Source organism: Idiomarina sp. (assembly GCF_048260185.1).
GTDB lineage: Bacteria > Pseudomonadota > Gammaproteobacteria > Enterobacterales > Alteromonadaceae > Idiomarina.
Genome location: NZ_JBLXHB010000002.1, coordinates 87,940 through 99,735, shown reverse-complemented (window position 1 = coordinate 99,735; position 11,796 = coordinate 87,940). Strand labels below are relative to the sequence as shown.

Below are 11,796 nucleotides of genomic sequence, written 5' to 3'. Positions count from 1 at the left end.
ATTATAATGTTGTAAATGATACAGAAACTTTTTATCGACGGCAAAATTTTGAGTGTAAAGGAGCGTTAATGCAACCCACGCGGATAATGATCAATAAGTAAAAAAATGGGATAATGCCGCCTATTGCTCGCTGACAGCAGTCAACTTATCAACCGCGGTGCCCCTTAAATGGAAATCAATGTAAACTTTCTCGACAATATGCGCCTTGAGGCGAAATTCGATGACTTCACGGTTATTTCGGATCAGCCTATTCGGTACAAAGGCGATGGCTCCGCCCCCGGTCCTTTTGACTACTTTCTGGCGTCTTCCGTTATGTGTGCGGCACACTTTATTCGCCTTTATTGCGACACACGCGATATTCCAACCGAAAATATCCGTATTTCACAAAACAACGTTGTCGACCCCGAAGACCGCTATAAGCAGCTGTTTAAAATTCAGGTTGAGTTACCGGCTGATATTTCGGAGAAAGACCGCAAAGCCATTATTCGTGCAGCCGAGCGTTGCGCCGTTAAGCGCGTTATCGAAAACGATTTAGAGTTTGACGTCGAAGCGGTTGAAAGCATCACTCAAGACGCTCAGGCGTTACTGACCATACGCCCTGACAGCGACAGCCGAACCTATATTGAAGGTAAAGACTTACCGCTGGAGCAAACCATAGCCAACATGACAGCGATACTGGCGAATCTGGGTATGAAAATCGAAATTTCATCCTGGCGTAATATCGTCCCGCATGTCTGGTCGCTGCACATTCGCGATGCCGCTTCTCCTATGTGCTTTACCAATGGCAAAGGCGCCACCAAAGAAAGCGCATTATGCTCCGCGCTGGGTGAGTTTATTGAACGCTTAAGCTGTAATTTCTTCTATAACGACCAGTACTTTGGTGAAGAAATAGCAAACGCTGAGTTTGTGCACTACCCCAACGAAAAGTGGTTTAAGCCCGGCACAAACGACGAGCTTCCCACGGAAATTCTGGACGAATACTGCCGTGAGCTTTATGACCCTGAAGGTGAATTGCGCGGTTCACACTTAATTGATACCAACTCAGGCCGGGCTGACAGAGGGATCGTTTCATTGCCGTTCACGCGTCATTCCGACGGCGAAACAGTTTATTTTCCGTCAAACTTAATTGAAAACCTGTATTTAAGTAACGGCATGAGTGCGGGTAATACGTTGCCCGAAGCTCAGGTTCAGTGCTTATCGGAAATTTTTGAGCGCGCCGTTAAAAAGCACATTATTGAAGAAGAAATTGCTCTGCCCGATGTGCCGCAAGAGGTGCTTATCAGGTACCCGAATATTCTGGAAGGAATAAAAGCCTTAGAAGAGCAAGGCTACCCAGTGTTAGTTAAAGATGCTTCGCTTGGCGGTCAGTTCCCGGTAGCTTGTGTTACTTTAATGAACCCACGCACCGGTGGTGTTTTTGCTTCTTTTGGTGCGCACCCAAGCTTTGAAGTGGCGCTGGAGCGCAGCTTAACCGAGCTATTACAAGGGCGTAGCTTTGAAGGTTTGAACGACTTGCCAGCCCCTACTTTCAACTCTATGGCTGTAACCGAACCAAATAACTTTGTTGAGCACTTTATTGACTCATCAGGCGTAGTGTCCTGGCGTTTCTTTAGTGCCAAGTCCGACATTGAATTCGTTGAATGGGACTTCAGCGGCTCTAACCAGGAAGAAGCCGATACGCTGTTTGGTATTTTGCAGGACATGGACAAAGAAGCTTACGTAGCCGTGCATGAAGATTTAGGCGCGCCGGTATGCCGTATTCTGGTGCCGGGCTATTCGGAAGTTTACCCCGTGGAAGACCTTATTTGGGACAACACCAATATTGCTCTGCAATACCGCGAAGACATTCTGAATTTACACCGATTGAGTGATGAGCAGTTAGAAGATCTCGTTGATCGCTTAGAAGACAGCCAGCTTGATAACTACATGGACATTATCACGCTGATTGGCATTGAGTTTGATGAAAACACGGTTTGGGGTCAGCTCACCATTCTTGAGTTAAAGCTCTTAATTTATCTTGCGCTGCAACGCCATGACGATGCCTTCGAATATGTAGAAATGTTCCTGCAATTCAACGACAACACCGTTGAACGCACACTGTTCTACCGTGCCATTGAGGCCGTGCTGGAGATTACGCTAGACGAAGAACTGGAACTTGAAGACTATCGCTACAACTTAGGCCGCATGTACGGCGAAGGGACGATTGAAGCGGTGATAGGCTCTGTTAACGGTACTACCCGCTTTTACGGACTGGAGCCAACCAATATGCAGTTGGAAGGCCTGGACAGGCACTTACGCTTAATAGAAAGCTACAAAAAGCTGCACGCGGCAAGAGCAAACTAAGCGCCTACTTGTTAGCCAAAACGACATTCATTTAGCAAGGGCAGAACTCAACTTTCCAGCCCTTGCTAAACCGTTCGATTTTTTCGTTCGTTTCACCTCATAAAATGCATCTTAAGCTGTCAGTTACTTATTAGACAAACTAATCGCCAATTCGGAAGTTCCGTCCATTAAGGAATAACAGCCTTCTCTCCTTAAAGCATTGAAATTTGAATTTGCCTTTAATATAACAATCGTCCTAAAAAACGAACCCTTAAATGAATTTACATTTAGTTACATTTGATTACATTAAGCGGGATTTCAATCTGTATTTAGAAAAGAATAACCTTAGCCTTTTCCTTATTAGGAACCTGTATGAAGAATTTGAAACTGAGCCTTTTAATTTCCCTGAGCTATGCCTTTGTTGGCTTAGGTTTATTAGTCATTGCGTATTTCGCGTTTACCCGAATGTCTTACATCAATGACCAATCAACAGTAATCTCTCAGCAGTGGCTGCCCTCAGTCGCCACCGTTGAACATATTAATACGCTGACCGCCGATATTCGCGCTCAGGAAGCTATGCATATTCTCAGCACAAATAGTGCAGACCAAAGAGAGGTTGAGAAGAAACTGGACGTCTTAATGCAAGAAACCCGCGAGAACATTGAACGCTCCCGCGCTCTAATCGAAAGTGAAAATCTAAAACGTTTATCGGATGAGTTCCTGCGCAAATACGAAGATTACCTGAGTATTAATGAACGGATAATAGAGTTATCCCGCCAAAACCGTAATGAGGAGGCCCGGGCGTTACTCATTGGTGACTCCCTTAAGGCCTATAGCGAATATTCGAATGTTCTACTGGAAATGGCCGCGCTAATATCGGAGAAGGCAAACGAAGCGAGTGACTACGGCGATACCGTATACTCCGATTCACTAACGACACTAAGCGCGATCACAATAGCTATTATCATTTTGCTTGTTGTTATTGGCGTCTACATTACCCGCACTATGAGTCGGCAAATTGCAGTATTACAAGACGCAATGAGTCAGCTTTCGCAGGGCGATCTAACTATAGAACTGAAAGATTTAAGCGACAATGAAATTGGTACCCTGTCGCGCCACTTTAATACGACAGTGAAAGCTTTTTAGAAGACCATAACTGAAATTCAGGACTCTTCGAACCAACTGGCTTCAACTTCAGAGGAACTGAGCACCGTTACCGAGCAGTCCACGCGCGGTATTCATCGCCAGACCGAAGAACTTGAGCAAGCTGTTTCGGCCGTAACCGAGTTAACGGCAGCAGTGGAAGATGTAGCGCGCAATGCGGTAGCTACCTCCGGCGATTCTGAGAAAGCGAGCGAACGTGCTATTGCGGGTCGTGGGCAAGTTGAACAAACCATTGCAACGGTTAACGCGTTACTAACCAAGCTGGCCAGCACTATGACGGGTGTAAATAATCTGGCCGGACAGGTAAAGAATATTGGCTCTGTTTTAGATGTTATTCGCGCCATTGCTGACCAGACTAACTTGCTGGCATTGAACGCCGCTATTGAGGCGGCACGTGCCGGTGAATCGGGTCGTGGATTTGCCGTGGTTGCCGACGAGGTAAGAGCTCTGGCACACCGTACTCAGCAAGCTACAAAAGAAATTGAAACCATGATCCAGTCGGTACAAAGCGAGACCAACACGACGGTTTCAGCTATGCAACAAAGCCATGAGCAGGCCAAACAGTCGGTGGATATTGCTAACGAAGCTGGTGAGGCATTGCAGGAAATTACTGATGCTGTTTCCCGCATCAGTGATCAGAATGTGACTATAGCCAGCTCAGCTGAAGAGCAGGCGAGTGTAGCTAAAGAAGTTGATCGCAACCTGGTCAATATTAGCGACATAGCCAGCGACAACGCGTCCGGTGCCAACGAAACCTCCGCCGCCAGCGTTGAATTGGCGCGGCTGGCTGAAAACCTTAACGGTTTAACTCAGCGCTTTAGGGTGTAAATGATGCCAGCATCAAAGATTGGCGACTACTCATATACAACGTAATAATTTAAAGCCGCAAAGGCCGGTTACAACCAGCCTTTGCGTTTGAAGTACCAATAAGGAGCTATGCCTGAAGCAACCATTAGCCCAAGTGCCCAAGGGTAGCCTAACATCCAATCCAGTTCTGGCATGTACTCAAAGTTCATACCATAAATACTGGCCACCAATGTGGGCGGTAAGAATACAACGGCGGCAATCGAAAATATCTTAATAATTTGGTTTTGCTGAATATTGATAAACCCCTGAGTAGAGTCCATCAGAAAGTTAATTTTATCAAACAAAAACGCGGTATGACTCATCAGAGTTTCAACGTCGCGCATAATCTCACGCAAGTTATCCGCCTGACTCTGATTGTTGCGTAAATACCGCAACAAAAATGACAAGTTTCTCTGCGTATCCATTAAACATAAACGGATTTTCCCATTGCTGTCCTCTAAACGCGCCAGCCGGTCAATTGCCTCATTCAACTCCGCATCTTCCTGCTCTAGCACAATACGGCTGACATCTTCAAGCTGTCGGTGGATATCTTCAATGGTGTCCGCATGATTTTCCACTTTCTGCTCAAGTAATGTCACCAGTAAATCCGGTGCACTCTCAACTTCAACTTGCCCACGCCTTGCGCGCATACGCAATAAACGAAAATCTGCTAAGTCGTTTTCCCTAATTGTGACCAGCCGGTCTGACTGTAAAATGAAAGCCACCGAAACAGTTCGGTAACGCCCTTCTTGCTGCACTAAAAATAGCGAGTGAACATGAATACCTGCTTTGTCCACAAAACAACGCGCTGATGCTTCAATTTCTTCCACGTCTGTGGACTCAGGCAGATCTGTTTCCAAAAGTTGATTCAACCAACTGCGTTCAAACTCATCAGGTTCTTGTATATCAAGCCAATCAACGTCCCCCAAATAAGACTCAATTTGTTGTCCATCAACTTCCGCTTCTTTAATGCGACCATTTTGAATATTATATAAACGGATCATAGCACTGCCTTAAAACCATGAAATAGATAGGCAGATAATACCACAACACCTATACCTTAAAAGTTCAGCCCGACAAAGGCGCCGCGGTTACGTTTAGCAACAGCCTGCATAAAGGCAGCAAAGGTTTCCGCGTTGCCTTGCGCGCGGCTAAAGCCTATTCCATGAATACGCATTACCGGCTTGCCATCGGATCCCTGATTCTGACTGGTTATTTGCCGAACTATGGCGTCTAAGTCACTGGCGCGGTAGTCGTCACCAAAAACGTATAAGCTGGTTGTGCCTTTGGTTTTTTTATAAAGGTTAATGGCTTTCAGAATACCCAGCTCAGGCGCACTTTTGCCGCCGGTAAAGTTTGGCATTTGTTGCATGGCCATTTGTCTGAACCGTTTGCTGTCCGGTAACCAGTCACCCGCTTTACTGCTGAACATAAAGTCACCGTCGGCGGCCATAATCTGAAAGCCCTTCATTTTCGGGTGACTTTCTATAATGTCGTTAACGACGCTAATGACCCGGCTCCAGCCCCGGCCTCCCGACATGGAGCCGGAATTATCAATAACAAACACCACGTACTCAGCGTCGGTTGGGATACCGCCTACGTCATCATCCGGTGTGTCAGTGCTGTTCGGCGTGTTTAGCATTGCCGTGGCTTGGCGTATTTCAGCCCTTAACGACGAGGCTTTATCCTGCAACTGTTGCAGGGTTTTCTGTGCCCGCGGAATAGAGCTTTCTAAATTCTTCTCCTGCTCAGTGACTGATGCGGTCTTTTGCTCGGCGGCAGACAGTTCATCTTGTTTGTCTGATAAAGCGCCCTGAAGCTCCTCCACCGACTGCTGCGCCAGCAATACTTCTGCAACTAAGGTACTAAGGTTAGCTGGCCCACGCTCAGTGTCTTCGGTACCGTTTTTCGCTAACAACACCAGCATAATCACCGCACCAAAGGCACAGGAAATAATGTCCAGAAAAGCCAGGTTAAACACCTCTATTGGCGCACGCTGAATTTTTCTCATTATGGCCACTCCGGAGCGGGTGATAAGAAAGTACCGCCGCTAACCCGCGACCAGTTCCAGTAAAGCGGAGAAGCGTAGGGGTCACCCTCTATCGGCAGCAATATAATATTGTAGCGAACACCTTTAGGCGCAAGATCAACCGTCTTTACCATCAGCGCCTGACGGCAGTCTGAGGAGATAGACTTTTTCGTCGAAATAAAATTACGACAGGAAAGCGGCAGGCCGTCTCCCAATGTTGGCAGGCCATCCGTTACTATGTATACGTCAGTAATATTCGGGTTCGTATCAAATAACGTACTAATGCCCAGCTGAAGGTTAGTGCCGCCCTCTGGCACAACCGCGCCTAAGTCCTTCACAATAGAATTCATAGAGCCGCTAACAGAGGCGGTACTGACATCTCTCTGCCCTAGGCGTTTTGCCGTATCGGAAAAGGTCACCACACTCACTTTTGAGGTTTGCGGAAGCCTTGCCAGCAACCACTGAGCAACCCGGCGCGTCCTTATCCATTTAGCAGTAGACACTTTGTCGCCGTCGCTCAAAGCCAATTTGCTCAGAACGTCAATTAAGTTATCACCCATCATAGAGGCACTTTTATCAATCAGAATGCCTATTTGCTCGCCTTCCACTTTCATGCCGGTAATAAAGTTTTGCTCACCCGTACCCGAAAGCTCAACATTGGCTGACTTCTCAACTTCTTTGGACAAGGCCGCTAACTGGTTTTCCAGGTCGGCGACAACAGCCAACTGAGTCGACAAGTCCTGCAAAGCTTTGGTTTGATCCTGGGTGGTGTCGTTTTTCGCTTGTTCAGAGTCTTCCTGCTTAGCCGACTCCAGCGCAATTTTGTCATTAATTTCGTCTATGGACTTTTTCAGACGCTGCTGCTCGTCCATTGACGCCGCCAGCTCCTGCTCAAGCTTTTCTTTTTCTTCTGAAGGGTCGGGCGTAAAAGCTTTAAAATCTATCAGGATAAAAATAAGGATAACGGCGCCCAGCCCGCATGCCATGACATCCAGAAAAGATAAGTTAAAGCCGTCGCCAGCCTGGCGTGGTCGTCGCATCTGAGTCGCTCAATTAACTGTGTAAATGAGACAGCAAGTGCTTCTCGCAGGACTCTTGCGTGCGGATAACCATCTTGTCCTGACGGCTGTTCAGCAAGTGCATAAACAACATCAGAATCAAAGAAATAAACAGCGCCACCAGCGTTGAGTTAAAAGCCACACCCAGCGATGCAGTCATACCGGCAATGTCACCATCCAGTGCCTTGTCGGCCTGCGCCAGCGCCGAGCCAATACCGCGCACCGTACCCACGAAGCCAATAGACGGAATAGCCCAGATAATGTAGCGGATCATGTTGTTGCCGCTTTCTAACTGAATGGCAATATTGTCTACCGACGACTCGATGGTGTCAGCTGCGTGCTGAACGTTTTTGGTGTTCTTAAAACGACGAATACAGTTAATCCAGGTGCTGTATGCGGGGGTTTCTTTATAAGCCGAGCTTTCTAAATCATTTAATGCCGCATCAACATCCAGCGCTTCGGACTTGTCGTAGCTTTCCAGTAAGTCGCGCGAGTAAATTTCTTCCTCGTCAATTAACCGCCACAGCTTATACAACATAAGGAACAGACAGAACAACATGAGCGAAATACACACCTGCTGTTCAACATCTTTGAAGATAACCGAAAATGCAGTTAAAGCTTCTGTCCCTTTCTCTGCCATTGCCACTTCGGCCGCCGGGCGAATAAGTCCTGCATACAGCAAATGTATCAGGGTAAAAATGGCCAGTAGCACACCACCACTGACAAAAAAGTTAGGGCTCATTGAAAGCGTATTATTTTTAGACATTATGCATTCCGGGCGTTAAATGTTAGTGGGGAAGTCTTGTGGTGCATCCAAAGACACAAAGTAAGCCGTCGCGCTGCCGGCTAAAGCCAACAGTATGACGCCCAAAATCACGCGTTTTTTCATGATGTTTCTCCTCATCACTCATGATACCGGGCTATTCTAAAGCCGATATCCTCTGCCGAAGCGCTTTCACCGTCGCGAACGCTGGCACGAATATTCTTCATGCGTCCGGTTTTATAAGACGCACCTTTTACCACATTCCCATTACCGCGAGCCGCTCCCAGGTAATCGGTGTAAACCCGGTCAAGATCGGGCGGATTTAAAGTGTAACTGTCGTGTACCCACTCTTTGACGTTGCCGTCTAAATCAAAAAAACCGCCACGCTCTGCTTTAAAACTGCCTACCGGTGCTTTACCGGCAAAACCGTCATTGTAGCCGCGTAAAATGAAAGTTTGCTGACCTTTTGCGGACTCATCGGCAAAGTTGCCCTGCTTGTCACGCAGGTGATCTTGACTGCCCCATACGTAAATAGTGGAGTCGGCCCTGCGATTAATTTTGGCTATGTATTCCCACTCGGCTTCGGTCGGCAAGCGGTAACCACGCGAGCTCGCATCGGTTCCCACCACCTTACTGTTACGAACTTTATAAAAAGGCTGCAGGCCTTCCTGTTCACTCAGCCAGTTGGTAAATAACGCCGCTTCGTCCCAGGACACATTGGTAACCGGCATTTTAGTTTTGCTACCCGAGCCTTTAAACGCGGCGAACTGCGCCTCGGTAATTTCATGGCGCGATATCCATACATCACGTGAGAAATCCACTTTCACCTGGTGCTCATTACGCCCGCGGCCTGGTTCATTAACCGGCGAGCCCATAGTGAATTTTTTCGGCGACAGACGGTTCATTTCAATGCCCAAAGTACTGACAAACAACGGCTTGCCTTCTTTTCTTCTGGCATCAAATTCTCGCAGCATCTCGGCTTTTACGTTCACTAACCGCTCGCTGCTTGGCTGAAACTCTTGCTTAACCGTACGGTAACCGGTTTTACGGAACTCAACTTCAGACGGTAAAGCCTGTAGCTTAGTGCGAAGCGGCGTAACGCCCTGTTTTTGTCCGTTAATGTAAACATCGCTGGGTTCGTTGGCGGTAAAAGCTACGTCACCCACCTCCGGGTCTAAGTTAAAGGTCAGTTGCTGGTTTTCAGCTGGCCCCAGCTTAATTGTCCGGCTTTGCTTAATGTAGCCGGCCTTTTGGTAACGAATAACATGTTCTTTATTGGCATCAACGCTAACTGGATTCTTTGCCGGCGCGCCGTTAACCAGCAACGCACCGCCCTTCGGGTTCACCGAAACATTAACAGTCGCCTGCACCGGTTGAAGACGGTAATTACGTTTCGGCTCTTTGTTGCGCACGGTTAAAGACACCATGTCCGTAACCGGCTCATACCCCGGGTAATTCACTACCACAGGGTAGTCGCCACCCACTTTAGCAACGGTTACCGGCGTTGACCCAACCTCTTTACCGTCAAGGGTAACCGACGCGCCAGCCGGGCTGGAGTTAATAGAGATAGTGCCACTAATAGGAGTTAGTCGAATTTGCTCTTCAACCTTACCGTCTATTAACGCCTCAATTGCCACTGAAGCAGGCTCGTAAGCCGGATGCGAGGCCGACACCGTATAAGTTCCGGGAGCAAATTCCCCCTCAAAGGTAGAAGCGGTTTCTCGCTGCTCACCATTAACTGACCAGACAATATCATTTGCGCCCGGCTCTGTAGTTATCGTCACTTTTGCCGGTTTAGGCTCCAGCTCAACTTCAATGGTAGAGGGGTTGTTGTCGTTTACCTGCACTTCTTTGCTTTGGTACTTGTCAGCAGACACTGCCACAAGGCCACCAGAGCCTACCGCGTAATATTTATTGTCGATGAAAAAACCAATACCGGAATTAACCGCAAAGCGCTGAGTTTGCGCTGCTTCTGCTGGTTTTACGGTAAAACTGTAGCCTTTGGTTAGGAACAACCAGCCAAAGTAAATAATCAGCAGTGCAAGAATACTGACCGAGAAGCCAATAGCCATTAGCCGTCGTTTACGTCGTCCTTTCTCAATGGCTTCGTCAAGTGTCGCCACGAAGTCTCTCCTGTTTTTTAATTATTCTACGCTAAATTATGCTAAACGCGTTCGTTACACTGAACGTTAATAACAATTGGCGTGCCCGACTTTTCTACCACAACATCGACAATGGTTGAGCGGTAGCCTTCGCGGCGGCCTTCTATTTGATATTTACCCGGCTTTAACTGGATGGTTTTTTCTCTTACCTCACCCACAACACCAACACCCAGTACTTTTATATAAGTGCGGTTGTCAGAACGAATCGTCACATCTATGGGCTGATTTTCCTTTTCAATAAGCTGCTCAACCTGGTTTATTTTTTCACCCAGCTTGGCGCTCAATTGCGTAAGCCCACTGTATTTGGACACCGCATTCACGGCATTTTGGCGAATGTTGTTGTCAGCAAGGCGACCTGGTCTTTCAATATACACATCCAGCGCACTGCTGGCGGCTAATATCTCGCCCGCGCTTTGCTTAGCCTGCTGCACAATCTGGCTATCCGGATAATCCTCCAGACCCTTTTCTGCCAGCATCAATACGGTCTGCCATTCGTCGGCACCCGCAAATACCTGAATGCGCTTTTCTAACGACTTCACGCCCTGACTTTTTAACTCGGCGTCAATTTGCGCCTGCAGGGTTGCCAGTTCCGGCCGATTGTTGTCTATAGCCGAAGCTTTGGCTAATGCCTCCTGCGCGCGCTCAAAGTCCTTGTTATCAATGGCATCGACCGCTGTTGCCAAGGCCCGGGCAAAACGTTGTTGTTTAATTTGCTCATTCACTTTAGCTAAGGCTGCCTTTGCATCCTGCTGCTGCGGATCAAGCTTCAAAATTTGTTGATAAGCAGCACGCTGCTTCTCTATGTTGCCTTCTACACCGCCCACTCTGGCCTGTTCATACAAGTCAGCTACTTCATGATAAGTGTCTATACGTTTCTGCAACGCCAGCGCATCGCTATAGTCGCCTTTTACGTTTAACGCCTGAGCGTTAAGCTGAGTGGCTTCATCAATGTCGTCGGCTGCAAAGGCTTTTGTTGCGTTCTCATAAGCCTGCTTATAAGCCTTTTCAAACGCGCTTTGGTAGTCTGTAATATCAGTACTAAGCTGCTCGATAGTGGTTTGCGCCGGGCTGTAATTACTGGCGCCATAATCATTAAAAGCCTGATCTATCTCGGCCTGAAAACCTTCAACTTTGGCGGGCTGCCACTTCGATAAATGCGGGGTAGCAACAAGATCAGAAACACGCTGATTGGTCTCATTTAAAGCCGCTTGCAGCGCTTTCCTGTCTATTGCCTGATTAGCAGAACTCGTCTGCAGCTCGCTTTTCTCTTGCTTTTCCTCGGCTATTGGCGTGTCACCCCCAACCGGAAAATAAGCGAGCAAAGTAACGACAACGCCAATCAGCAAACAGGCAAACACGGAGGCAATTACGCCGGTTACTATCATTTTCTTCTTTTTAGCGCGATTTTCCGCTATTTGCTGATCAACAGACGACATCGTTACCTTTCCCTGG

Annotated in this window: 9 protein-coding genes; 3 read left to right on the top strand and 6 right to left on the bottom strand. The window is 47.6% G+C overall.

From position 1 onward, the window contains the following. The first annotated feature begins 168 nt into the window (after nucleotides 1–168). From ACN0RF_RS06160 to ACN0RF_RS06150, 3 genes are all read left to right on the top strand, one after another. A complete protein-coding gene (locus ACN0RF_RS06160; protein WP_417438387.1) occupies nucleotides 169–2,343 on the top strand; it encodes an OsmC domain/YcaO domain-containing protein in 2,175 nt (724 codons plus the stop codon). Nucleotides 2,344–2,694: 351 nt separating this feature from the next. After that, on the top strand, nucleotides 2,695–3,468 hold the full coding sequence (locus tag ACN0RF_RS06155) for an MCP four helix bundle domain-containing protein (RefSeq protein WP_417438386.1): 774 nt from the start codon (nucleotides 2,695–2,697) through the stop codon (nucleotides 3,466–3,468). 153 nt (nucleotides 3,469–3,621) lie between these two features. After that, a complete protein-coding gene (locus tag ACN0RF_RS06150; protein WP_417438385.1) occupies nucleotides 3,622–4,314 on the top strand; it encodes a methyl-accepting chemotaxis protein in 693 nt (230 codons plus the stop codon). 68 nt (nucleotides 4,315–4,382) lie between these two features. Here the strand turns inward: ACN0RF_RS06150 and corA are convergent, their stop codons facing one another. The 6 genes from corA to ACN0RF_RS06120 all read right to left on the bottom strand — a co-directional run bounded on the left by corA (nucleotide 4,383) and on the right by ACN0RF_RS06120 (nucleotide 11,780). Then, a complete protein-coding gene (gene corA / locus ACN0RF_RS06145; RefSeq protein WP_417438384.1) occupies nucleotides 4,383–5,336 on the bottom strand; it encodes a magnesium/cobalt transporter CorA in 954 nt (317 codons plus the stop codon). A 56-nt stretch (nucleotides 5,337–5,392) separates the two neighbouring features. Continuing rightward, nucleotides 5,393–6,343, bottom strand: a complete 951-nt coding sequence (locus ACN0RF_RS06140; RefSeq protein ID WP_417438383.1) for a VWA domain-containing protein — start codon at nucleotides 6,341–6,343, stop codon at nucleotides 5,393–5,395. After that, on the bottom strand, nucleotides 6,343–7,401 hold the full coding sequence (locus tag ACN0RF_RS06135) for a VWA domain-containing protein (protein ID WP_417438382.1): 1,059 nt from the start codon (nucleotides 7,399–7,401) through the stop codon (nucleotides 6,343–6,345). The genes ACN0RF_RS06140 and ACN0RF_RS06135 overlap by 1 nt, the downstream gene beginning before the upstream one ends. A gap of 13 nt (nucleotides 7,402–7,414) precedes the next feature. Continuing rightward, nucleotides 7,415–8,185: a MotA/TolQ/ExbB proton channel family protein gene (locus ACN0RF_RS06130; RefSeq protein WP_011235411.1), complete on the bottom strand. Its 771-nt coding sequence runs from the start codon at nucleotides 8,183–8,185 to the stop codon at nucleotides 7,415–7,417. A 137-nt stretch (nucleotides 8,186–8,322) separates the two neighbouring features. Beyond that, the gene (locus ACN0RF_RS06125) at nucleotides 8,323–10,305 is read right to left on the bottom strand and encodes an SUMF1/EgtB/PvdO family nonheme iron enzyme (protein ID WP_417438381.1); all 1,983 of its coding nucleotides are present in this window, start codon (nucleotides 10,303–10,305) and stop codon (nucleotides 8,323–8,325) included. A 41-nt stretch (nucleotides 10,306–10,346) separates the two neighbouring features. Continuing rightward, nucleotides 10,347–11,780 (bottom strand): tetratricopeptide repeat protein, encoded by a 1,434-nt coding sequence (locus tag ACN0RF_RS06120; protein WP_417438380.1) that lies wholly within the window; start codon nucleotides 11,778–11,780, stop codon nucleotides 10,347–10,349. Nucleotides 11,781–11,796 lie beyond the last annotated feature (16 nt).